The sequence below is a fragment of the Microbacterium sp. Leaf203 genome, from assembly GCF_001421275.1.
Taxonomy (GTDB): Bacteria; Actinomycetota; Actinomycetes; order Actinomycetales; family Microbacteriaceae; genus Microbacterium; species Microbacterium testaceum_A.
Genome location: NZ_LMKF01000022.1, coordinates 1,346,806 through 1,369,762, shown reverse-complemented (window position 1 = coordinate 1,369,762; position 22,957 = coordinate 1,346,806). Strand labels below are relative to the sequence as shown.

Here is a 22,957-nt window from a genome sequence, read left to right as displayed (position 1 = left end):
CGCCGAAAGCCGTTGCCGCGAGCGGCTATTCCCAGCGACGCGCGCCTGAGGGACGCTCCCTCGCGAGAGCGCTCAGCGGCTCAGGTGCGCAGCGTCTCGTGACGAACGACGACCCAACCCTTGGGCACCGACAGCCGGTCGGCGTGGATCGCGCACAGATCGTGCGCGTGCGGGTCGCCCGAGGGACCGAGGGGGCCGAGGGCCGCCATCTGGTCGCCGTAGTCGTAGGTGAGGGTGCTCATCGCCTCGCGGGCGCATCCCACCTTCGAGCAGAGTCTGTCGCGCATCGCGGGTCAGCCTAGTCAGCCCCTCCGACACCGCGCGGACGCCGCGCCGCGCTTCGCTCGCCGAGCGACCGGCATGGACGGTCCGCCGATCGACCGCTCGTCACGCCTTGCGTCGACGCGGAGCCGCGGATCGCGGCGGATCCGCCCGCAGGTGATCGGCGGCGCGCTGCAGGATCCGCGCCAGGTCGGCGATGTCCGCGTCGGTGAGCGATGAGAAGAGCAGTCGGTGCAACGCATCGATGTGGCCGGGGAAGACGGCGCCGAGCACGTCGCGCCCCGCCGAGGTGAGGGCGACCACCACGCTGCGCTCGTCGTCGGGCGACGGCGCCCGCGTCACCAGACCCCGCCCCTCGAGCACCTGCGCCTGGTAGGTCAGACCGCTACGACTGTAGACGACCCGGTCGGCGAGGTCCGTCATGCGCAGGCGCCCGTCGGGACTGTCACCCAGGATCGCCAGCAGCTGGAACTGCACGTAGCTCAGATCACCGGCATCGCGGAGCTGCTTCTCGACCGCGTGACGCAGCAGGCTGCTCACTTCGGTGAAGGCGAAGTACGCCTGGAGCTGCGTGCGGGTGACTTCCGCGGTGTTCCGTGTCATGCCGGAATCCTATCTTGCTTCGAGTTCGTAGCAGTGTTAGCGTTCCGGTATTGCTTCGAATCCGAAGCACAACGCGAAAGGACATCCCCCATGAAGGCCATGCGATTCCACGAAGTGGGCGGACCCGACGTCTTGCGACTCGACGACGTCGAGCTGCCGACACCCGGCCCGGGGCAGGTGCGACTTATGGTCGCGGCATCCGCGTTCAACGCCGCCGACAACGGCATGCGCGCCGGCTTCCTCCCGATTCCCGTACAGCTCCCCCATGTCCCCGGCTACGACGTGTCGGGCACCATCGACGCGGTCGGTGCCGGCGTCGAGGGCGTCGAGATGGGTCAGGCGGTGATCGGGTTCCTCCCCATGCAGACCGACGGCGGCGCCGCGGAGTACGTCCTGGCCCCCGCCGATGCGGTCACGGCGGCTCCCCGCGCCGTCGATCTCGTCGATGCGGCAGCCCTTCCTTCCGTCGCGCTGACCGCGTGGCAGGCGCTGTTCGACGACGGCGGGCTCCGCGTCGGCCAGCGGGTGCTGATCGTGGGCGCGGGAGGAGCCGTCGGCATCCACGCTGTGCGCCTCGCCCACCGCGCGGGGGCGCACGTCATCGCCACGGCGAGCCCGCGCAGCCTCGACGCCGTCGGTGCGGCGGGGGCCGACCAGATCGTCGACCGCACGCGGGCCTCGCTGCTCGACGTCGTCGACGAACCCGTCGACGTGCTGCTGAACCTCGCCCCTCTCGATCCCGACGACTTCGCCGCTCTGGTCGGCCTGGTGCGCGACGGCGGGGTCGTCGTCAGCACCACGGCGTTCATGGCGACCCCCGGCGACGAACGCCGCGGCGTCGACGCCAAGACCGTCTTCGTCCGGGCCGACACCCCGCGGCTCGCCGCGATCGTCGCTCTCGTCGACGCGGGCGAGCTCATCGTCGCGGTGGACCGGCGCATCGACCTCGTCGACCTGCCCGCCCTGCACGCCGAGGCCATGGCGGGGCGCATCGCCGGCAAGGTCGTCGTCGTCCCGTGAGTCGATCGCGGCCCGCCTCTTCGCCCGACGCGCCGACGCCGACCCGCGGGCCGTCCGGCGTCCGCCGGATGACTTCGGGTCGGCGGGCGAACGTAGGATGAACGCATGATGCGTCGTCGGTCCCGCGAAGCGCGACCCGTGGCCCGCCCCTCGCGGCACGGTCGTCACGGCCGTGAGAATCGCAGCCCGGTCGTACGCCCGCCGTTGCCTCCGATCGACACCCGCGTCGAGAGATTCGACATCGCGGTCGGCGCCGCCGCCGAGTTCCTCCGCTCGGCCTGGACCGACCTGCGCGAGGTCTCGTTCGAGATCGGGATCATGCCTCCCGCCGCGGCCGACGGCATCCCGCGCTGGACCGTCCTGCGCGAAGAGAAGCGCATCATCCTCTACCGCGTGCCGATCGAACGCCTGGGTCACCCCCATCACGACGATGACCTGCACCGGCGGATGATGATCGAGGGCGCGGTCTTCCGGGCGGCCGCCGAGTACCTCGACCGCGACCCGTGGGACCTCGGCCCCGAACGCTTCCGCTTCTTCTGACCCGCACCGGGCGGCGCGACGCTACGGCAGGATCGTGAGCGCCGAGGCCGCGGCATCCGCCGGCCACAGGGGGTACGACGCCAGCGCACCGGCGCCCGCGTACGTGACGGCCGCGCGCACGGGCGCCCCCGTCTCGAGACGATAGACGCCCGCCGCGACCGGCACGGCGACGCTCGCGCCGGCGGCGACCGCCGTGGTCACCGCGGCGCCCCCGTCCGCGGGGGTGAGGGTGACGGTCGTGTCGGTGTCGCCGCCGGCGATCACCAGGTTCGCGCCCACGCCCGAGGCGACCGCGATCGCGCTGGGCGTCGAGACGGCGGGCGCGGGGACGTACCAGGCGAAATCGGAGCCCTCCCCGAAACCGGTGGTCGACCACGTCGACCCGACGATCGGCGCGGTGGCCGACACGTCGACCGTGTACGCGCCGGCAGCGGCACCCGACAGGTTCACCGAGGTGGGCAGCCCCGCCGTGAGGGGGATGTCGGTGGGGGCGGGAGCGCTGACCGAGGGGTCGTTCGGCACGAGCGTCACGGTCGCCGAGGCGTCGGATCCGGGAGACAGCAGGCGCAGCACCGTGCCCGCCTGGCTGGCGTCCGCGGCGGCGGGGACCTGGACGCCAGGCATGATCAGTCGCGTGTCGGCCTGCGCGAGAGGCGCGACCTGATCCACCCCGCCCGGCAGCAGCAGACGCGTCAGCTGCGCCTGCAGCGACGCGTGCACCGGGGCACCCGACGACACCACGCGCACGACCGGGCTCTCTTCTCCGAGCAGCAGACCGGCGAGGGGCACGACACGGCGACCGCCCGCGGGGACCACGAGGTTCTGACCGCTGGGCGGATCCGACACCCCCTTGGCGCCGTAGACCGACAGCTGGACGGTCGCGGGGACGGCTCCGGGATTGGCGAGGACGACCAGATCGTTGGCGCCCGTCGTGGTCGCGCCCCCGACGAGCCACGATTCCGCCAGGGGCGGGCGGCAGGCGGATGCCGCGAAACCGACGAGGTCGCTCGCGGCGGCCGTGGCGGACCCGGCGGCGGCGAGCGGGGACGGGGCGCCGTCACGGGGGGCCGCGCGCAGGGCCTCGGCGTCGCCCGAGGCGTCGGAGGTCGCCCCCGTCAGCGCGGTCGGGGAGGCGTCAGAGTCGGCGGGACCGCTGACCACCTGCTGGCCGGCCGCCGAGCTCAGCGAGCTCGCGGAGTCGGCGCTTCGCCCGAGGGCCAGCAGCGGACCGTCGCACGCGAGGAGCGTGTCGCCGGGGGCCGGCGTGGCCTGCACGCGCACGGGGGTCGCGGAGTACTGCGGCCAGGGCGCGGCGATGCCGACGACCGTGCCGATGACGGCGGCCGTCGCCACCGCGGCTCCCGCGACGACGCGGGCGCTCGTGGCGGCGACACGGACGAGACGACGCTCGCTCATCGGGATCCTCCCGGGTTCGGGCCGACGATGCGCGGCGTCCGGCGGGCGACCCGACGCGAGGCCGCGGTGGGTACCGCGAGCAGGAGCGCGACGAGCACGACACCGAGCGAACCGACGGCGACGAGTCGCTGGAGGCCCAGACGGTGGTCGTCGAGCGCGGGACGCGGCGTGATCGCCGTGTTCACCCGCCACAGGTCGCCGCGTGTGGTCGCCCCCACGGGGTCGAGCAGGTCGCGCTGGTCGAGCGAGGTGGCCGCTCCGAGTCGCGTGCCCCGGATCACGTCGTCCTCGCCGGCGGGGGCCGACTCGAGCAGCACGAACGAGATCCCGCGCGCGGCGAGCCGCGACACGACGTCGTCGGCGGAGGGGGTGACCAGGTCGGCCGCGAGGGCCGCGAGCTCGACGTCCTGATCGTCGGCCGTCGTGCGCGTTGCTTCGACGGTGCTCTGCCCCGAGAGGGTGGCGCTCCCGCCCCACACCACCTGTACGCGCAGCCCGTCGGAGCGCGGGTCGAGGACGATCGTGCCGATGTCGAGCGAACCGCGGCCCTCGGCGGCGACGAACGCCGGGAGGGTCGAGACGGGACCGTTCGTGAGGACGGAGCGGTCGGTGCCGGGGCCGGCGGTCTGCGCGGTCAGGGCTGGGGCGACCGAGACGGCGAGAGCGGCGAGGGCGAGGAGCGCGCCGACGGGTCGGAGCACGCGAACGCGCGCGGGGATGCCAGCGTCCAGGGCCACTACGGCCCCGCCGACGAGCCCGATCCACGCGAGGCTGAGACCCGCTCCCGGCCAGATCGGCACGGGCTCCGAGTGGTCGAACGACACGGCGATCCCCACCGCGGCGAAGGCGGTGGCCAGGCCCGCGACGGCGATGACGATGAGGGCGGATGCCGTTATCCACCGCGGCGTGAGCACGGCGAGAACGGCCAGGACCGCGAGAGGGGCCACGAGCAGGCCCACCCACCAGACCGGTCCCCCGGTCAGGCTGGCCCACCCGCCCGGGTCGGACGTGGGGAACCCGGCCGCCAACAGCGCGCGGCCGAGCGGCGTGGCCGAGGCCTCGGCTCCCGCGTAGACGATGCCGGGGTCGGCGAGCAGGCCCCAGGGGTTGCCGGCGCGCACCTGGGTCCACACGAGGGGGGCGAAGACGACCGCCGAGGGGATCAGGAGCCACACGACGCGGGCGACACCGCGGCCGGCCACGAGCGCGACGACGACGAGCGCCGCCGACCACAGGACCACGACCGCCGGCGCGAGCGAGGGCGCGCACGCGAGGACGGCGACGAGCAGGAGGGATGCCGCTCCCGCGGGAGCCCACGAGCGATGCGCCACGCACGCGGCGTAGAAGAGCCATGGCAGGAGCAGGTGGACGAGCACACCGGCCGGGCGCCCCTCGGTGAGGGACGCGAGGAAGGTGGGGGCGAGCGCCCAGGCGCCACCGGCGACGATGCGCAGCATCGACGACTCGGTCACGCGGGTCGCGGCGAACCACCCGCCCAGCACCGCGAGCGGAAGAGCGAGCACCCACAGCACGACGAACACGCGCGAGGGGTCACCGGGCGACAGTGTGCCGATCAGGGCGACGAGAGCCGAGAACGGGTCGGCCGGGCCGATGGCATCCAGGCCGAGGGGGCGCGCTCCCCACGCGGCGTCCTGCCACAGCTGGGCGACGTTCTGGCGCAGCGGGGCGAGCGCTCCCCCGCCGAGCACGGGCCACGCCAGCAACGGGGCGAAGAGGGCCGCCGAGACCGCGAGGGCGCCGAGCACAGCCCATGCTCCCCCGCCGACGAAGAAGCGCAGTTCCGAGCGCACGGGGGCGTCGGGGTCGGCGACGTCGCTCTCCCAGCGCAGCCGCATCTCCGAGCGGGAGACCCGGAGCGGCGCGAGTCGTGACCATCCGACCACCCGCGAGGAGCGGATGCGACGACGGGCCCGGGCGATGGCCGCCGGTCGGGCCATGACGAGCAGCGTCGCCCCCCACTCGGGGAGGACGCGGTACGGGACCTTCGAGACCAGGTGCAGGATCGTGCGCCACAGGGCGAGCGGCAGCAGCGACAGCCAGTGCAGCGCCACCGCCGGGGCGGGCGCGTAGACCAGACGGCGGTGGAGTTGCGCGGTCCGTGTCGCGAAGGCGCGGCGCCGCGCGCGGCGGCGACCGCGGGCCATCGCCGCGACCCCGTCGCCGGCGACGGCGACACGGGCGGCGGGCACGAGCGAGACGAGGTGGCCCGCGAGACGCGCGCGCACGCCCAGATCGAGCCCCTCGTCGGCGCCGCCCAGCGCGGGGTCGAGACCGCCGAGGGCTGTCCAGGCGTCGCGGCGGACGAGCAGGCCGCGGACGTCGGCGCCGAGCACGTCGGCATCGCCGTCGCGCTGTCCCTGGTCGAGTTCGCCGGCCGCGAGCTCGACGGTGCCGCCGTAGCGGTTCATGCTCACGCCCAGCGAGAGGATCGCGTCGCGGTCGTCCCACGCGACGAGCTTGGGGGCCGCGACGACCAGCGGGGGCGAGAGTTCGAGGGCGCCGGCCAGGCGCACCAGGGCGTCGGGGTCGGGCGCGGTGTCCTGCGCGAGCAGCCAGACCGCATCGCCGGTGAGGCGTGGGGTGGCCAGGGCCGTGGCGGCGGCGAACGAGGTGCCGGCCGGGGCCGTGATGACTCCCTCCGCACCGGAGGAGGCGGCGAGACGCGTCAGCGTGGGGTCGGAGCCGCACAGCACGATCGTGAGGGCGTCGACCGGGCGGGTCTGGGCGGCGAGGGCCGAGAGGGTGCGCTCCAGATGGTTCGCTGCAGGAGTGCGTCCTTCGGGACGCACGACGAGGATGGCGTGAACACGGGCGGGCATGACGCGGATCAGCCTAAGCGCGTGCTCCTCCGATCACGGACGCCGCGCCGTCGGCGCGAGGATCGCTCGAGCGGACGGATGACGCGGATCAGGCGCGACGCTTGAGCTTGCGGCGCTCGCGCTCGCTGAGGCCGCCCCAGATGCCGAAGCGCTCGTCGTTCTGCAGCGCGTACTCGAGGCACTCCGACTTGACGTCGCACGACGTGCAGATGCGCTTGGCATCTCGCGTCGAGCCGCCCTTCTCGGGGAAGAACGCCTCAGGGTCGGTCTGCGAGCAGAGCGCATCGGTCTGCCAGGCGAGTGTGTTCTCTTCGGTGGAGTCGATGTCGCGGCGGACGCCGGGTACACCGAGATCGACCGGATCGACGAACCAATTCTCCGGGACACCGGACCGGTACTGCGACGTCGCCATATCGTCCTCCGCCTCGTTCAAGCCCCCATGACGCGGTTCCGCGCAGTCATAATTACACCCGTGTCATTCCGCTGAGTCAAGTCGCGGATCGTAAACCCTCAAGGGCGAGGTGAACCTTTAGCCGCGTCCCCGGCGTGTCGCGGCTCTCACGCACCGGGCATGGCGACGAAGACCTCGCCGCCACCGTCCGCGGCGAGAGGGGACTCGTCGGGCGTGACGAGGGCGGCCTGACCCGGGAGCACGGTGATGCTCCGCCCCGAGGCGCCCGTGAGCACGGTCTCGCCCGTCACGCCGAGGGCGATCGCGACACCGCGGAGCTCCAGGCTGCCCGCGGCGCCCACCTCGAAGCGACCGAGCGCGAAGTCGGCGATCCCGGGCGCGAAGACCTCGGCGTTCTCCCCCGTCGCGACCGGGCGCAGGAACGGGGGCTCGGCCGGCCGGAAGTCGACCAGGGCAAGCAGTTCGGACACGTCGATGTGCTTGGGTGTCAGGCCCCCGCGCAGCACGTTGTCGCTCGCCGCCATGATCTCGACGCCGAGACCGGCGACGTAGGCGTGCAGGACGCCGGCGGGGACGAAGATCGCCTCCCCGCGGCGCAGCTCGACGAGGTTCATCAGCAGGGCCACCACGATGCCCGGGTCGGCGGGGTACGCCGCGTGCAGCGACCGCGTCAGGGCCAGCTCGGCGCCGAACTCCGGCGCCTCGGCCGAGGCCGCGGCATCCACGATCTCTTCGATCTCGGCGCGCTCGGCCCCGCCGAGCAGCCAACCGATCGCGGAGCGCAGCGGGTCATCGCCGACCAGGTGGGCCCGCAGGGTCTCGACGGCGGGAGCGTCACCCAGGGCCGAGACGAGGGCACGCGTGCGCTCCAGGTCGCGGAGCCCCGCGAGGGCGGTGAAGGTGTCGCTCAGCGCGACGATCACCTCGGGCTTGTGGTTGTCGTCCTTGTAATTGCGCTCCCCCGCATCGCGGGGAACCCCGGCACGCTCCTCACGGGCGAAGCCCTCGACCGCCTGCTCCTTCGAGGGGTGCACCTGGATCGAGAGGGGAGCTCCCGCGGCGAGGAGCTTCAACAGGTACGGCAGCTTCGCGGGAACACCCTGCTCGGCCGCGACGGCCGGCAGCCACGCGTCGAGCGTGCGGGCGGAGCCGTCGTGCACCTCGGCCGGCGATCCCGGGTGGTCGCCGAACCACACCTCGGCTTCGGGGGCCCCGGTGGGCTCGCGCCCCTCCAGGTCGGCGATGAGGGTCGGGCTCCCCCAGGCGTAGTCGCGGGGGGTGTTCGAGATGGCGATCAGCACGGCGTCAGCATAATGTGCGCACCCGACGGCGACGGATGCCGACCGCTACCCTGAACAGACCATGGCGATGCACACGAATCACCCGGTGTCGGCGCTGCCGACGGCACCGGCGCGCGAGACGACCGGGCACCTGCTGCTCCGGGCCTGGTGCGTCCTCCTGCTCGTGCTCGCCCTGGGCGGTGTCGGCCTCGTGCACGCCGTCGGACCGGCCGCGACCGCCGTGGTCGTGGCGGCCACCGCCGTCGTGTCGGCGGTCGTGTGGCTCGTGGTCCGCCCACCCCTCGCGGTCCGGCGACTGCCGTGGATCGCCGCCGGCTACCTCGTCTGGGCGACCGCATCGCTCGCATGGAGCGCGTGGCCCGCGGCATCCGTCCTGACTCTCCTTCTGCTGTGGATCACGACCTTCCAGGGACTGTTCGTCGGCGCCGTCCTCACCTGGAGGGATGTCGTGCGGGCGATTGCGTCCGCCGCGAAGTGGGTAGTCGGGCTCTCGCTCCTCTTCGAGATCGCGGTCGCTCTGATCGTCCGGGGACCGCTGCTCCCGGGATTCGCCGCGCCGACCGCAGGCGCGGATCCGGTCGCCCCCTGGTCCGACGGCGCCCTCCTCACGGGCGGCCGGATCCAGGGGATCTACGGCGACGCCGACCTGTTGGCGGCCGTCATGCTCGTCGCCATCATCGTCTTCGGCGTGCGGTTGGCGGCGGGGGCGCCTCGGCGGGCCCTGCTCATCGTGTGGATCGCGGTGGCCGGATTCCTCTTCGTCCGCGCCGCGTCGATCACCGCCGTCATCGCCGCGGCCTTCGTCGCGCTCGTGCTGGGGACCGTCCTGGTCATGCGGACGGCCAAGCGCCCCGGCGAGCGCACGCGGTGGTACCTGCTCTACGCCGCGATCGGGCTCGGTGGCGCGGCGGCGCTGTGGTTCGGGCGCGACACGATCTTCGAGATGCTGGGCCGCGGCGCCGACCTCACGGGTCGCGAGGGCATCTGGGCCGACGTGCTCACCCGGGCCGACCAGCATCCGTTCATCGGCTGGGGGTTCTCGACGCCGTGGATCACCACGGAGCCGCTCATCGACGGCTGGATCGTCGACCAGGGGCAGACCGTCGCCCAGGCGCACGGCATGTGGCTCGACGCGTACCTGCAGCTCGGCGGGGTGGGCGTGGCACTGCTGGCGCTCGTGTACCTCGCCTACCTGTGGAGGTCGTGGTTCTTCGCCGTCGATCGTCCCCGGTGGGACCTGCGTGCCGACCGCCCGCACTCTCCCCTCACGCTCCTGCCGACCCTCGTCGGCGCCCTCCTCGTCGCGCAGGGACTGACCGACTCGGGCCCCCTGCTGCTGTGGGGCTGGATGTTCGTGGTCCTGTTCGGCGCGAAGATCAAGCAGACCCCGCTCGTGGGGGTCGGCCCGAGCGAACAGAGCATCTCGATCGAACGCGGCGAACTGCAGCGCCCCGCGCTCTGACCGGCGAGCGTCGGACGCTCAGGGTGGCGCGGAGAGCGCCCGGTAGACTTCCCGCTGGCCGTCCGCGGCCGCGGCTCCTCGACCGAAAGATCTCTTCGTGACGTACACCCTGCAGAACGCCGTGCTGCCGCTCGACCGCGACCCCGACCTCCTCCCGTTGTACGTCGACCCCGAGACGTGGTCGACCATCGACGAGGAACCGGTGCGGGTCACCAACGTCGCCCAGCTCAGCAACATCCTCGATCGCCACCGCGCCCGCATCGTCGCGGGTCGACGCGTGTCGTTCGGCACGTACTTCAACGCCTTCCCCGCCTCGTACTGGCAGCACTGGACGGCCGTGCGCCAGGTCCGCCTCACGGTGCACACCTCGGGCGACGCCACGGTGCTCGTGTACCGCTCGAACGGCGGCGGCACCAAGCAGCGCATCGAGACCCGTGAGGTGCACGGCGATGCCGTCGCCACCTCGTTCGACCTCGTCCTCGATCAGTACAGCGACGGCGGCTGGATCTGGTTCGACGTCGCCGCCGACCGCGCGGACGCCATGTTCGAGGGCGCCGAATGGACCACCGAGCAAGAGCCGGTCCGCGGCGGCAAGGCGAGCATCGGCGTCACGACCTACAACAAACCCGACTACTGCGTCGAGACGCTGAAGGCCCTCGCCGACGCGCCCGACGTCCTCGACGTCGTCGACCGGGTGTTCATCATCGACCAGGGCACCGACCTGGTCGAGGCGCAGGACGCCTACCCGGAGGTGGCCGAGCGTCTCGGCGACACTCTCCAGGTGCTGCGTCAGCCCAACCTCGGCGGCTCCGGCGGCTTCGCCCGCGCCATGGTCGAGACCCTCGCCCGCGAGGGCAGCGACTTCGTGCAGCTGCTCGACGACGACGTGCGCATCGAGCCGGAGTCGATCCGCCGCTCCGTGGTGTTCGGACGGTACGCCTCGGTGCCCACGATCGTCGGCGCCCACATGTTCGACCTGCTCGACCGGCCCAAGCTGCACGCGTGGGCCGAGGTCGTCGACGACGCCCCCTTCATGTGGCGCGCGCTGTACCAGGAGCGCCTCCCCCACGACTTCAGCGTCGCCAACCTGCGCCAGAGCCCCCTGCTGCACATGCGGCTCGACGCCGACTACAACGGCTGGTGGATGTGCCTCATCCCCACCAGCATCCTGCGCGAGATCGGCCTGTCGCTCCCCGCCTTCATCAAGTGGGACGACGCGGAGTTCTGCGTCCGGGCTCGGGATGCCGGCTACCCCACGGTCTCCATGCCCGGTGTCGCGCTCTGGCACGTGTCGTGGCTGGGCAAGGACGACTCGATCGACTGGCAGGCGTACTTCCACGCGCGCAACCGCATCGTCGCCGCCCTCCTGCACTCGCGATCGTCGCTGGGCGGGACGCTGATCCGCCACAGCCGTCGCGTCGACCTCAAGCACCTCATGATGATGCAGTACTACCCCGTCGAGCTGCGTCACCGCGCCCTGCGCGACGTCCTGTCGGGTCCCGATCACATGCGCGCGAACCTCGCCACCGCCATGCCCGAGGCCCGGCTGGTGGCGAAGAAGCACGCCGAGACCGTCGTGCACAAGGACTCCGGCGTCCCGCTGCGCTCGCGTCGCGGCCGCCAGGTCTTCAAGCTGCTCAAGAAGCACGAGTTCGACAGCCCGACCGGCCTGTCGCTGCGCACCTTCACGGCGCGGACGCTGGTGTCGCACTGGTTCCACACCCCCAAGCCCGAGAACGTCGCGCAGCCCGAGGTCGAGTTCGGCAAGGGCGACGCGCACTGGTGGCGCGTGCCGCGCTTCGACAGCGCTCTCGTGAGCGCCGCCGACGGGTCGGGCAAGAACATCTACACGCGCGATCGCGCGATGTTCCGCCGCATGCTCATCGACAGCTGGAAGCTGCACCGCCGCCTCCAGCGCGAATGGCCCCGCCTGTCCCGTCAGTACCGCCGCGCCCTGCCCGACCTCGTCTCCGAGGCCAACTGGCGCGCGACCTTCGAGGAGCGTCCGTGACCACGGCCCCGTTCGACCCGAAGACCGCGACGATCGTCGTGGTCACCTACAACCGCACGCACCTGCTGACGCGGTTGCTTGAGAGCATCGAGCGCATGGACCCGGCGCCCGGTCGCCTCGTCGTGATCGACAACGCCTCGACCGACGACACGACCGCGGTGGTCGAGTCGTTCCGCGACCGCCTGCCCACCGAACTGGTCTACCGCCGCCTCGACACGAACACCGGTGGTTCCGGAGGCTTCAGCGAGGGCATGCGCGTCGCCTACGAACTCGGGTCCGAGTGGATCTGGCTCATGGACGACGACGTCGAGGTGGTCACCGACGGGCTCGCCCGCATGGGCCACTGGACCCCCCGCTTCCGCAGCATCCAGGGCCGCCGGTACGACTACGACGGCAGCGAGTTCTACTGGCAGTACCGGGTGGCCGAGTCGATGGCGATCCCCATCCCCTTCGCTCCGGCGGAGTTCGACGACTCCGGCTTCAAGCCGATGAACTCGGGCTGCTTCGAGGGCATGTTCATCCACCGCGACATCGTGGCCAAGATCGGCCTCCCCGATCCGCGCTTCTTCATCTACTGGGACGACCAGCTCTACGGGTGGTTGGCCTCGCGTCAGACGCCGTCGGTCATCGTGAACGAGTTCGTGCTGCGTCGCACGCGCGAGATCAAGCAGTGGGACATGGGCATCCGGCACATGAACGCCTCGAGCGACGCGTACCGGTACTACATCATGCGCAACCGCGCCTACCTGCAGAAGTACTACCGCGCGCTCGGCGTCTACCGCGCGCTGCCCTTCACCCTCGGGACGACGCTCACCTTCGTCAAGGAACTCATCCGCCTCGTCGTCGTCGAGCGCAAGATCACCGGCACGAGCCACCTCTTCCGCGGACTCCGTGACGGCCGGCGCATCCTGCACGACGCGTCGTGGAAGCCCATGCCGCCGCTGGAGCAGTCGCAGCCGGTCAGCTGAACCGATCGCGCGGCTCGACGCGGGGCACGCTCTTGCGCGCCCCGCTCAGCCGATCGTGCCCGGGAGCTGCTCGGCCAGCGACGGGCTCAACGTGCGTGCGTAGAGGCGGCTCAGGTGATTGTCGTCGCGGTAGACCGCGACGTTCCCGATCACACCGACGCAGAGGTCGTCGGGGCAGATCCACGGCGTGAGGTCGAGAAGGTGAAGACCGGCGCGGTCGAGATCGTCGGCGGGGTTCCGGTCGGCGAGCGACGCCGACCGCGGAACCGCGCAGTCGAGCGGGTCTTCCGATGCGACGACGCAGTCGTACATGTTGAACGCGAAGCGCGGGTTGTCGCGCACCCCCAGCACCTGCACCCCTGCGCCGTCCATCCGGTCCAGGAAGCGTTCGATGCCCGGACGCAAACGCTCGTCGTCCTCGCCGGCGTCAGATCGGGTCACCACGGTCAACGCCGCATCGGGCCGCACCCGTTCGACGAGCTCGATCGCCGCCTCGCGCCACCCGTCGCACCGCTCGTCCATTCCCGGCTCGTCGAGCCCCATCGAGCATCCACCCTTGATGAGGAAGACCACGCCCCATCCGTTCGCCTCGGCCACCGGAAGCAGGGCGCTCGTGATCTGTTGAGCGTGCGAGTCCCCGATCACGGCGACCGTGTGACGAGCCCGAGGTGTGCCGGTGGTCTCGGAGCAGGTCCCCCGCAACTCCTCGATGTCATTCGCCCACTCCGCCGAGCACTCGCGGTCCAGATGGACCCACTCGTCGTCGATGAGGGACGGCAGTGGAAGCAGCGGGGCATCGGCGGGAGTCCTGGCCAGCGAAGGATCGCGGAGGACTGCCGCCCCGGGATTGGCCTGCAGCGCCCTCGCCTCGATCGCTCGCTCCTGCACCCACGTCGCGGTCTGCCAGGTGCCGACCGGAACGGCGACGATCGCGACAGCGACCGCGAGAACCGCGACCGGCACCAGTGGGGAGCTGTTGCCGCGTCGCCACGCGCGGACGGGACGGTCGACGGCCCACGTCAGAACGCGAGCGAGCAGCAGCGAGAGCGCGATAATCCCCGCCCCACCGACCAGGCCCACCTCGGTGCGGCCGTTGACGATCAGAAAGGTGACCAGGATCGGCCAGTGGACCAGATACAGCGCGTACGCGTCGCGACCGATCGCCTGCAGCGGACGCGAAGAAAGCAGCGCGGCGAGCGAGAACCGGCCGGTCTCGCCCGAGCCCGACACCACGATCGCCGCCGCGCACAGCACGGGCCACAGGGCGAGGAACCCGGGGAACCCGCCCTGGACGTCGAGCACGGCGCCGAGGACGAGCAGGCCGACCAGCCCGGCCCACCCCACGAGCGTGCGCGCCACCTTCCCGAGACGCACGTGGGGCAGGGCGACGACCACCAGCGACCCCGCGGCGAACTCCCACAGCCGCGCCCCCGTGTCGAAGTACGCCAGCTGCTGAGCCGAGGCGGTGCGGACGACGGAGTAGACGAACGAGATCGCAAACACCGCGCCGAAGACCACACCGACCACGCGGTCGGGGGACCATCCGCGACGCCGGACCACGATCTGGCAGCCCCAGAGCAGGAGCACCCACAGCACGAAGGCCTGCCCCTGCACCGACATCGACCAGAAATGCTGGAGCGGGCTCGGGACGTCGGTGCGGGCGTAGTAGTCCACTGACTCGGATGCCAGCAGCCAGTTCTGCACGTACCCGAGCGATGCCCACGCCTGCTCGGCGACCGAACGCCGCATCGCCTCGGGATATACCGCCCACACCACGGCCAGGATGCCGACCAGGGTCACGGCTGCCGCCGGGAGCAGGCGGCGGAACACACCGAGCAGGTGTCGGATCGGGCGGACCGGAGCCGGGCCCGCCATCCGACGGACGAATCCGCGGGTGAGGAAGAACGCCGACAGCATCAAGAAGACGTCGACGCCGCCCGAGACCCGCCCGAACCAGACGTGGTACGACACCACCAGGAGGATCGCGACGGCGCGCAGCCCGTCGATGTCGCGACGGTACGCCCAACGCCCCTCCGCCGGCCGCTCGAGGGGCACGGGGCGGGTGGGCGACCCGAGGGTCAGATGCACGACGACGTCACGCGAGCTGGTTGTTCCACATCGAGAGGGCGGAACCGATCGCCATGTGCATGTCGAGGTACTGGTATGTGCCGAGACGACCGCCGAAGTGCACGTCCCGTTCCCCCTTGGTCAGCTCGCGATAAGCGAGCAGGCCGGCGCGGTCGTCGGCGGTGTTAACCGGGTAGTACGGCTCGTCCGCGCGCGTCGCGAAGCGCGAGTACTCGCGCACGACGACCGTCTTGTCGGTCGGATAGCGGTCGGCACGCTCGGGGTGGAAGTGCTTGAACTCGTGGATGCGGGTGTACGGCACGTCGGCGTCGGCGTAGTTCATCACGCTGGTGCCCTGGAAGTCGCCGATCGGCAGGACCTCCTGCTCGAAGTCGAGCGTGCGCCACGACAGCTCGCCCTCGGCGTAGTCGAAGTAGCGGTCCACCGGTCCGGTGTAGACCACGGGCACCTGTCCGACGGTCGCCTTCTTGTTCAACGGCTGCGACTCGTCGAAGTAGTCGGTCGAGAGCTTCACGTCGATGTTCGGGTGATCCGCCATGCGCTCCAACCAGGCGGTGTAGCCGTCGACGGGGAGGCCCTCCCACGTGTCGTTGAAGTAGCGGTTGTCGTAGGTGTAGCGGACGGGCAGACGCGAGATCACCTCGGCGGGCAGATCCTTCGGGTCGGTCTGCCACTGCTTCGCGGTGTAATCGCGGATGAACGCCTCGTACAGGGGGCGACCGATCAGGGCGATCCCGCGCTCTTCGAGGTTGGCGGCATCCTTCGCCTCGAACTCCCCCGCGAGCTCGTGCACGAGCGCACGCGCCTGGTCGGGGGTGTAGGCGGCCTGGAAGAACTGGTTGATGGTGCCGAGGTTGATCGGCAGGGGGAAGACGACGTTCTTGTGCGTCGTGTACACGCGGTGCACATAGTCGGTGAACTGGGTGAAACGGTTGACGTACTCCCACACCGTCGGGTTGGAGGTGTGGAAGAGGTGGGCACCGTACTGGTGCACCTCGATGCCCGTTTCGGGCTCGTTCGCCGAGTAGGCGTTTCCGCCGATGTGATGACGCCGGTCGATGACGGTCACCTTGCGACCCGCGGCGGCCGCGCGCTCGGCGATGGTGAGGCCGAAGAAGCCTGAGCCGACGATGAGGAGGTCCATGCAGAGAGGCATCTTTCGTGTCGACGGGTGCGCGAGGACGGAAGCCGCGCTCTCCCAGTCTAAACGGGCACCCCGCCGGGGCCTTCAGGGGCGGGTCAGCGACCGTCCGTTAGCATGGCTGACTGTCGTCGAGCGAGAAATGGGAGTGCATGAGCGATTCCTGGTCGGTGATCGTGATGCCGTTGATCGTCTCGATCCTCGCACTCACCGTCCCCGGAATCCTGGTTCTCGCGGCCGGATGGGGCGTGAGGCGCCTGCGCATCCTCGCCCTCGCGCCGGTCGTGTCGATCGCGCTCCTGGGCGTCTCCGCGACCATCGCCCCGATCGTCGGCCTCGGCTGGTCACCGCTGCCGCTGCTGATCCTGTCGGTCGTCGCTGCGGCCGCCGCGTACGGCCTGCGGCGCTGGGTCGGCCCTGAGGTCGAGGATCGCACGCCGCGCCGCGTCGCGATCGGCGGCTCGCTCGCGCTCGTCGTCGCCGCGGTGGTGATCGCGCTCCAGCTGGCATACGTGTTCGGCGCCCCCTCCAACATCTCGCAGACGTTCGATGCGATCGTTCACCTGAACACCGTGGCGTTCGCCGTGGACACCCACGACGCCTCGGCCTTCCACATCGGCGCCACCAGCGACATCGGCTTCTATCCGAACGGCTGGCACACCGTGGCGGCGCTCGCCGCCGAGGTGACGGGCGTCTCGGTCCCCGTCGCCGTCAACGCGGCGAACATCGCCCTCGGCGCCGTCGCGTGGCCGCTCTCGGTCGTCGCGCTGAGCACTGCGCTGCTCTCGGAACGCCTCGCCGTCGCCGTGAGCTCGGCAGCCCTGGCGACCGGTTTCGGCGCCTTCCCGATCCTCCTGATGTACTTCGGCGTCCTCTACCCGAATGCCATGGGGTACGCCGTCCTCCCCGGCGGCGTCGCCGTGGTCGTGCACCTGCTTCGATCCCGCGGTCTTCCGGCTCTCGTCCGTGCGGGCGTGCTCCTGTTGGTCGCCTCCGCCGGCGTCGGCCTGTCGCACCCGAACGCTTTCCTCGGGATGGTGGCTCTCGGCGCCTCCATCGCCACGGTCCAGCTGGTCACGGACGCCCTCGCGCACCGGAGCCGCCGCCGCTGGATCACGGTGGGCGTCATCCTGCTCGCCATCCTGCTCGTCCTGGTGTTCCTCTGGCGGTTCTCGCGGACGAACGCAGAGATGTCACGCTGGGCCCCCTGGCAGAGCACCGCCCAGTCGATCGGTGAAGCCCTCCTGCTCTCGCCGCACGGCTACACGATCACCATCACCGTGTCGGTCCTGGTGATCACCGGCCTCGTGACGATCCTCCGCACGCCTCGACTCCTCGTCGTGGCCGCCCCGATGGCGGTGGCGTCGGTCCTGTTCGTGCTCGTCTCGGGAACGGCCGTCGGCAACCCGATCCGCGAAATGTTGACCAACCCCTGGTACAACGACTCGTTCCGGCTCGCCGCTCTGCTCCCCGCCGCCGGCATCCCCGTCGCGGTGCTCGGTGCGGTGACGATCTGGGACCTCGCCTCGCGGGCGCTGCGCGCGCGGTCGTCGCGGCGATCGCTGCAGGTCGCGCTAGCGGTCGTCGGCGTGCTCGTCGTCTTCTCGGTCGGAGCGAGCCCGAACATCATCCGGGCCGCCCAGGAGGCGCGCGGCGCCTACGCGTTGACGCCGACCTCTCCGTTGTTGACCTCCGACGAGGAAGCCCTGTTGGAGCGCCTCCCCGTGACGACGCCGCAGGACGCGCTCATCGCCGGAAGCCCCTGGACGGGTACCTCCTTGGCGTACGCGATCGGCGACCGTGAGGTCCTGCGCAAGCATGTGTTCGGAACGTTCGGCCCCTATGAGGAGCTGCTGAACAACGACCTGCGCGACATCGAGTCCGACCCGCGGGTCTGCGAGGCGGTCGACCGCCTCGGCATCGACTACGTGCTCGACTTCGGCTCGCAGAACGTCTGGAACAACCCCGGCGTGGGACTCGACCGCAAGGGTCTGTACGACCTCACCCCCTCGCAGCACCTCGTGCTCGTCGACTCCCAGGGGCCGAGCGCCCGGCTCTTCCGTATCGAGGGGTGCTGAGTGGAGCGCTCTTCGACGGTCGCCGTCGCTTACGACTGCCTCTTCCCCTTCACCACGGGCGGCGGCGAGCGCCAATACCGCGCCACGGCCGAGGTTCTCGACGACCTGGGCTTCGAGGTCGACTACCTCACCTCGCGACAGTGGGACGGCGAGACCCCCACGGTTGAGAGTTTCCGCGTCCTTCCGATCACCCCTCGCCTGTCGCTGTACGACGACCGGGGCGTGCGGCGCATCCCCGCGGCTGTGCGCTTCGCCGCCTCGCTCTTCACCTCGCTGGTGCGCCGGCGCCGGCGATACGCCGCCGTGATCGTCAGCGGACTGCCGATCTTCAACGTCTTCGCTGCGCGCCTCGCCCTTCTCGGATCGGGGACCGCGCTCGTCATCGACTACCTCGAGGTGTGGCATCGCCGCCAGTGGGTCGAGTACGCGGGACCCGTCACGGGAACGATCGCCTGGGCGCTGCAGCGCGCCGCCGTCGCGATCACACCGGTGGCCACGTGCCACTCGCAGTTGACCGCCGACCGGCTGCGTCGCGAGGGCCTGCGTCGAGCGCCCCTCGTGAGCCCTGGTTTGATCGACGGTGCGGTGAAGGTGGCCGAGCCCGGCCCGGCGGCCCGCCCGCCCTACGTCCTTTACGCCGGCCGACACATCCCCGACAAGCGCGTGGACGTCCTCCCCGCCGCGATCGCCGCGGCCCGCGAGCACATCCCCGACCTGCGCCTCGTGATCCTCGGCACCGGTCCCAGCTCCGAAGCCGTCCGGGCCGAAGTCCGCCGCGTGGGCGGGGAGTCGTGGACCGACTTCCCCGGCTTCGTGTCCGAGGCCGAGCTGGACCGCCTCATGCACGGCGCCCTCGCCCTCGCGAACCCCTCGCGCCGCGAGGGGTACGGTCTCGTCGTCGTCGAGGCGAACGCGCACGGCACCCCCGTCGTCCTCGTCGCCGACGAGGGCAACGCGGCCACCGAACTCATCGAAGACGGCGTCAACGGCGTCGTCTCGCCCACCACTCGACCCGCCGACCTCGCCCGGGCCATCCGGGACGTCGCCGACGGAGGTGACGACCTGCGCCGCTCTTCGCGCGCCTGGTACGACACCGCCGTCGGCACCCGAACCATCCGCCGCACCGTGGAAGGCATCCTCTCGGCACTGCCGCTGCCGAGCCCCGCCACGGTGAAGACGAAAGAAGACAGCCCGTGACAACTCCCGCACCGTCCGACCTCGAGTTGACGATCCTCATGCCCTGCCTCAACGAGGTGGAGACGCTGGAGGTCTGCATCCGCAAGGCGCAGGGCTTCCTCGAGCGCAGCGGCATCCAGGGTGAGATCCTCATCTCCGACAACGGGAGCACGGACGGCTCGCAGGCCCTCGCCGAAGGTCTCGGTGCGCGGGTCTCGCACGCCCCGCGCCGTGGCTACGGTGCCGCGCTCATCAACGGCATCGAGACGGCCCGCGGTCGGTACATCATCATGGCGGACGCCGACGACAGCTACGACTTCGAGAACCTCGAGCCGTTCGTCGAGCGCCTGCGCGCGGGCGCCGACCTCGTCATGGGCAACCGGTTCCGCGGCGGCATCGAGCCGGGTGCCATGCCCCCGCTGCACAAGTACCTCGGCAACCCGGTGCTCTCGTTCATCGGCGAGCTGTTCTTCAAGCCGGGCATCCGCGACTTCCACTGCGGCCTGCGCGGCTTCAACCGCGCGCGCATCCGCGAGCTCGACCTGCAGACCACGGGAATGGAGTTCGCCTCCGAGATGGTGGTGCGCGCCTCGCTGGCCCGCTTCCGCATCGAAGAGGTGCCGACGACACTTAAGAAGGACGGGCGCTCGCGTCCGCCGCACCTGCGCAGCTGGCACGACGGGTGGCGCCACCTTCGCTTCCTCCTGCTGTTCGCCCCCCGGTGGCTCTTCGTCTACCCGGGGCTGGTCGCCTTCTTCCTCGGCGCGATCGCGGTGGGGGTGCTCGCCTTCGGCGGCATCCGCGTCGGGGGCGTGGGCTTCGACGTCACGACCATGGTCTACGCGAGCGCCCTGTGCGTGATCGGGTTCCAATCCCTGCTGTTCTTCTGGTTGACCAAGCTGTACGCCACCCAGGAAGGGTTCCTGCCCACGAGCGAGAGATACCGACGCATCGTGGCGAAGTGGTCGGCCGAGCGCGGCCTGTTGATCGGTGTGGGTCTGTTCTTCCTCGGCATCATCATCGGCATCGTCCAGGTGGCGCTGTGGGGCAGCCTCGACTTCGGTGCGCAGAATGCCGCGCAGGCCGTGCGCATCGCCGTGCCGAGCGCGCTGTTGATCATCCTCGGTTTCCAGACGGCGATGATGAGCTTCTTCTCGGGCGTGCTGACCACGCCCCGGCGCGAGCAGCGCCCCGAAGCCGTCATCGAGAGCTGATGGCCGCGCGCCGCGTCCTCGTCGACCTCCTGGGATTCACCGGCTCGCGCGGGGGCACCGAGACCTACGTCCGCGAGCTGCTCCCCCGCATCGCCGATCTTCTGCCCGACACGCGCTTCGCCGCGCTCACCGGGCGCGATGGCACCGACCGCGTGTCGGCGTTCTTCCCCGGCCACGTGCAGACGGTGTCGTGGGTGGGTTCCGACCCGGCGACGTGGGCTCTGGGCGCGGTCGCGGCGACCGATCTGCTCGCTCGGCGGGGGCGCGCCGATCTCGTGTGGGCGCCGGCGAACTTCGGTCCCGTCTTCCGCGGAGTCCCCCGGGTCGTCACCGTGCACGACGCGATCTACGACGAGGTGCCCGGCGGTCTCGCCCAGCGGGCGCAGCGGAGTGCGACCTCGCTCCTCATGCGTCGCTCGGCGCAGACGGCCGACCGAGTCGTGACGGTCTCGCACGCCGCCGCCGACAGCATCGGGCGCTTCCTCGGCGTTCCCGCCTCGCGTATCGCGGTCGTGCACAACGGCAGCTCGGAGCCGGCTCCGGTCGCCGCACCGGGCGGCATCCTGTCGACTCTGGCCCTGCCCGCGGATCGCCCGGTCGTGCTCAGCGTCGGCAACCGCATGCCGCATAAGAACTTCCCGGGGCTGCTCCGCGCCCTCGCGAGCATCGCACCCGCCGAACGCCCCGTGACCGTCATCGCCGGCAGCAAGCTGCCCGACCCGCTCGCCGACGACGTCGCCCGGCTGGACCTGGAGCGCGACGTGATCCTGCCCGGCTGGGTCAGCGACGAGCAGCTCGAGGCGCTCTATCAGCGCGCCGATCTCTACGTCTGCCCGTCTCTCGCCGAGGGCTTCGGTCTGCCGGTGGTCGATGCGCTGCGCCGACGCGTTCCCGTTCTCGCCCACGATGTCCCCGTCCTGCGGGAGGTCGGTGGCGACGCTGCCCGCTACGCCGATGCCCGGGATGCCGACACCTTCGGCGCCGCGATCACGGCGGCGCTGCGGGCCCCCGTCGATGACGTCGCGCGGGCGGACGCGCAGCGGTGGGCGTCGCGGTTCACGTGGGATGCCGCCGCCGAGGCCACCGCAGGAGTGCTCGACTCCGTCGCTGCGGGAGCTCGACGGTGACCGCCGCGCCCTCCATGAAGCGGCGGCTGCTCGGCTTCCTGCTCATTCCCGCGATCGCGGCGCTCTCGCCGCTGATCGCTCTTCCGGCCGTGACCGCCATCGCCGGTCCATCCGGGTGGGCGAGCGCGATCGCGGGCGAGTCCATCGGCACCTTCGCGGCCATCGCGATCGGCTGGGGGTGGGCCACCGTCGGACCGGCCCTCATCTCGATCGCCGGCGACGACGACGAGCGGGCCCGCCTGTACCGGGAATCGATCGCCGTGCGCCTGTCGATCTCGGTGATCGCGCTTCCCGCGCTCGCCGTCATCTGCTGGTTCGTCGCGTCGCCCGGTTCGGAATGGCTCACCATCCTGATGGGCATGCAGGGCGCGCTGATCGCTCTGTCGTTCACCTGGTTCTGCGCGGGCGTCGGCGACCCTCGCACGATCGTGATCTTCGACGCCGCGCCTCGCCTTCTGGCGAACCTCGCGGCGGCCGGTCTGGTCCTGACCACCGGGGTCGTGGTCCTCTACCCGCTCGCGGGCATCGTGGTCACCCTCGTCGGCACCTCGATCTTCACGGTGCGGTTGCTGCGGCGGCATCCGGGATCCTGGCCCCGCGTGCGCGACCTGCCTCGCCTCCTCCGGGCGAACCTCGCCGTCGCATTGAACGACGCGGGCCTGAGCGGATACTCGAGCGTTCCGGCCCCGGTGGTCAACGTCACCGCGATCCCGTCCGCTGCGGCCGGGTACGCGACGGCCGACAAGATGCTCAAGCTCGGGCAGTTCATCCCGATGACGCTCGCCAACGCACTGCAGGCCTGGGTGGGCGAGGCGCACGGGCACCACCGCGGGCGTCGCATGAGCATGTCGATCGGGCTGGCGGCAGTCGCCGGTCTGCTGGGGTGGGCGGGCTTGGCGCTGGTCGGCCCCTGGCTGACCCAGACGTTCCTGCCCGCCGCTCCCGCTCCCTTCGACATCCTGTTCGTCATGGGCCTGGTGTTCTTCTTCTTCTCCGTCCGCACCGCCGTGGCCCGCCTGGTGCTCTTCCCCGCCGGGCAGGCATCGGCGGTCATGCGCGCGACGCTGCTCGCCACGGCCGCAGGAATCCCCCTCATGATCGGCCTCGGCATCGCCTGGGGCCCGATCGGCGCGGCCCTCGGCTACGCGTTCACCGAGGGAGCCGCCGCTCTCCTGCTCACCCGCCGCTGCCTGCGCGTGCTGCACGACCTGCGCCACACCCCCGCCGAGGCCGCGGCGTGAGCCCTCACGCTGCACGCCCCCACGAAAGGACCGCGCG

General features: G+C 71.4%; 18 protein-coding genes. 10 read left to right on the top strand and 8 right to left on the bottom strand.

What is annotated here, in order from left to right:
* Positions 1-80: 80 nt before the first annotated feature.
* Both ASE56_RS07555 and ASE56_RS07550 read right to left on the bottom strand, forming a co-directional pair.
* The gene (locus tag ASE56_RS07555) at positions 81-287 is read right to left on the bottom strand and encodes a DUF3499 family protein (RefSeq protein WP_056226859.1); all 207 of its coding nucleotides are present in this window, start codon (positions 285-287) and stop codon (positions 81-83) included.
* Positions 288-387: 100 nt separating this feature from the next.
* The gene (locus ASE56_RS07550; RefSeq protein WP_056226857.1) at positions 388-885 is read right to left on the bottom strand and encodes a MarR family winged helix-turn-helix transcriptional regulator; all 498 of its coding nucleotides are present in this window, start codon (positions 883-885) and stop codon (positions 388-390) included.
* A 90-nt stretch (positions 886-975) separates the two neighbouring features.
* Here ASE56_RS07550 and ASE56_RS07545 point away from each other — a divergent pair, with 90 nt between their 5' ends.
* Together ASE56_RS07545 and ASE56_RS07540 are read left to right on the top strand one after the other, a co-directional pair.
* Positions 976-1,905, top strand: a complete 930-nt coding sequence (locus tag ASE56_RS07545) for an NADP-dependent oxidoreductase (protein ID WP_056226855.1) — start codon at positions 976-978, stop codon at positions 1,903-1,905.
* A 105-nt stretch (positions 1,906-2,010) separates the two neighbouring features.
* Positions 2,011-2,445 carry a hypothetical protein gene (locus ASE56_RS07540; protein ID WP_074694109.1) on the top strand — a complete coding sequence of 145 codons (435 nt, stop codon included), beginning with the start codon at positions 2,011-2,013 and terminating at the stop codon, positions 2,443-2,445.
* Positions 2,446-2,466: 21 nt separating this feature from the next.
* Here the strand turns inward: ASE56_RS07540 and ASE56_RS07535 are convergent, their stop codons facing one another.
* The 4 genes from ASE56_RS07535 to manA form a co-directional block, all read right to left on the bottom strand.
* Complete coding sequence (locus ASE56_RS07535; RefSeq protein ID WP_056226853.1) at positions 2,467-3,861, bottom strand: DUF5719 family protein; 1,395 nt, start codon at positions 3,859-3,861, stop codon at positions 2,467-2,469.
* Positions 3,858-6,701 (bottom strand): glycosyltransferase, encoded by a 2,844-nt coding sequence (locus ASE56_RS07530; RefSeq protein ID WP_056226851.1) that lies wholly within the window; start codon positions 6,699-6,701, stop codon positions 3,858-3,860. The genes ASE56_RS07535 and ASE56_RS07530 overlap by 4 nt, the downstream gene beginning before the upstream one ends.
* Before the next feature lie 88 nt (positions 6,702-6,789).
* Positions 6,790-7,113 (bottom strand): WhiB family transcriptional regulator, encoded by a 324-nt coding sequence (locus tag ASE56_RS07525; protein WP_074694106.1) that lies wholly within the window; start codon positions 7,111-7,113, stop codon positions 6,790-6,792.
* Between the two features lie 146 nt (positions 7,114-7,259).
* The gene (manA, locus tag ASE56_RS07520) at positions 7,260-8,414 is read right to left on the bottom strand and encodes a mannose-6-phosphate isomerase, class I (RefSeq protein WP_056226849.1); all 1,155 of its coding nucleotides are present in this window, start codon (positions 8,412-8,414) and stop codon (positions 7,260-7,262) included.
* Positions 8,415-8,475: 61 nt separating this feature from the next.
* Between manA and ASE56_RS07515 the strand changes: the two genes are divergently transcribed.
* The 3 genes from ASE56_RS07515 to ASE56_RS07505 all read left to right on the top strand — a co-directional run bounded on the left by ASE56_RS07515 (position 8,476) and on the right by ASE56_RS07505 (position 12,855).
* Entirely contained in the window at positions 8,476-9,876 is a 1,401-nt protein-coding gene (locus tag ASE56_RS07515) for an O-antigen ligase (protein ID WP_056226847.1), read from the top strand.
* A gap of 97 nt (positions 9,877-9,973) precedes the next feature.
* Positions 9,974-11,887, top strand: coding sequence for a glycosyltransferase (locus ASE56_RS07510; RefSeq protein WP_056226844.1), 1,914 nt, complete (start codon positions 9,974-9,976; stop codon positions 11,885-11,887).
* The gene (locus ASE56_RS07505) at positions 11,884-12,855 is read left to right on the top strand and encodes a glycosyltransferase family 2 protein (protein WP_056226842.1); all 972 of its coding nucleotides are present in this window, start codon (positions 11,884-11,886) and stop codon (positions 12,853-12,855) included. Before ASE56_RS07510 ends, ASE56_RS07505 begins: the two co-directional genes overlap by 4 nt.
* A gap of 45 nt (positions 12,856-12,900) precedes the next feature.
* On the opposite strand, the gene ASE56_RS07500 is transcribed toward ASE56_RS07505, so the two are convergent.
* Both ASE56_RS07500 and glf read right to left on the bottom strand, forming a co-directional pair.
* Positions 12,901-14,943, bottom strand: a complete 2,043-nt coding sequence (locus ASE56_RS07500; protein ID WP_056226840.1) for an acyltransferase family protein — start codon at positions 14,941-14,943, stop codon at positions 12,901-12,903.
* Between the two features lie 7 nt (positions 14,944-14,950).
* A complete protein-coding gene (gene glf / locus ASE56_RS07495) occupies positions 14,951-16,087 on the bottom strand; it encodes a UDP-galactopyranose mutase (protein ID WP_056226837.1) in 1,137 nt (378 codons plus the stop codon).
* Between the two features lie 149 nt (positions 16,088-16,236).
* On the opposite strand from glf, the gene ASE56_RS07490 reads away from it, so the two are divergent.
* The 5 genes from ASE56_RS07490 to ASE56_RS07470 are packed head-to-tail and all read left to right on the top strand — an operon-like array spanning position 16,237 to position 22,920.
* Positions 16,237-18,162 carry a DUF6541 family protein gene (locus ASE56_RS07490; protein ID WP_056226835.1) on the top strand — a complete coding sequence of 642 codons (1,926 nt, stop codon included), beginning with the start codon at positions 16,237-16,239 and terminating at the stop codon, positions 18,160-18,162.
* Positions 18,163-19,359: a glycosyltransferase family 4 protein gene (locus ASE56_RS07485; protein WP_056226834.1), complete on the top strand. Its 1,197-nt coding sequence runs from the start codon at positions 18,163-18,165 to the stop codon at positions 19,357-19,359.
* Entirely contained in the window at positions 19,356-20,552 is a 1,197-nt protein-coding gene (locus ASE56_RS07480) for a glycosyltransferase family 2 protein (protein WP_082450348.1), read from the top strand. Before ASE56_RS07485 ends, ASE56_RS07480 begins: the two co-directional genes overlap by 4 nt.
* Complete coding sequence (locus ASE56_RS07475) at positions 20,552-21,679, top strand: glycosyltransferase family 1 protein (protein WP_056226832.1); 1,128 nt, start codon at positions 20,552-20,554, stop codon at positions 21,677-21,679. Before ASE56_RS07480 ends, ASE56_RS07475 begins: the two co-directional genes overlap by 1 nt.
* Positions 21,676-22,920, top strand: a complete 1,245-nt coding sequence (locus ASE56_RS07470; protein WP_056226829.1) for a lipopolysaccharide biosynthesis protein — start codon at positions 21,676-21,678, stop codon at positions 22,918-22,920. The genes ASE56_RS07475 and ASE56_RS07470 overlap by 4 nt, the downstream gene beginning before the upstream one ends.
* Positions 22,921-22,957: the final 37 nt, after the last annotated feature.

Bases quoted from the DNA above. Each gene is read 5' to 3' on its own strand.
- ASE56_RS07540 (WP_074694109.1), top strand. From the start codon at position 2,011: ATGATGCGTCGTCGGTCCCGCGAAGCGCGACCCGTGGCCCGCCCCTCG.
- ASE56_RS07545 (WP_056226855.1), top strand. From the start codon at position 976: ATGAAGGCCATGCGATTCCACGAAGTGGGCGGACCCGACGTCTTGCGA.
- ASE56_RS07490 (WP_056226835.1), top strand. From the start codon at position 16,237: ATGAGCGATTCCTGGTCGGTGATCGTGATGCCGTTGATCGTCTCGATC.
- ASE56_RS07550 (WP_056226857.1), bottom strand. From the start codon at position 885: ATGACACGGAACACCGCGGAAGTCACCCGCACGCAGCTCCAGGCGTAC.
- ASE56_RS07530 (WP_056226851.1), bottom strand. From the start codon at position 6,701: ATGCCCGCCCGTGTTCACGCCATCCTCGTCGTGCGTCCCGAAGGACGC.
- ASE56_RS07475 (WP_056226832.1), top strand. From the start codon at position 20,552: ATGGCCGCGCGCCGCGTCCTCGTCGACCTCCTGGGATTCACCGGCTCG.
- glf (WP_056226837.1), bottom strand. From the start codon at position 16,087: ATGGACCTCCTCATCGTCGGCTCAGGCTTCTTCGGCCTCACCATCGCC.
- ASE56_RS07555 (WP_056226859.1), bottom strand. From the start codon at position 287: ATGCGCGACAGACTCTGCTCGAAGGTGGGATGCGCCCGCGAGGCGATG.
- ASE56_RS07525 (WP_074694106.1), bottom strand. From the start codon at position 7,113: ATGGCGACGTCGCAGTACCGGTCCGGTGTCCCGGAGAATTGGTTCGTC.
- ASE56_RS07535 (WP_056226853.1), bottom strand. From the start codon at position 3,861: ATGAGCGAGCGTCGTCTCGTCCGTGTCGCCGCCACGAGCGCCCGCGTC.
- ASE56_RS07515 (WP_056226847.1), top strand. From the start codon at position 8,476: ATGGCGATGCACACGAATCACCCGGTGTCGGCGCTGCCGACGGCACCG.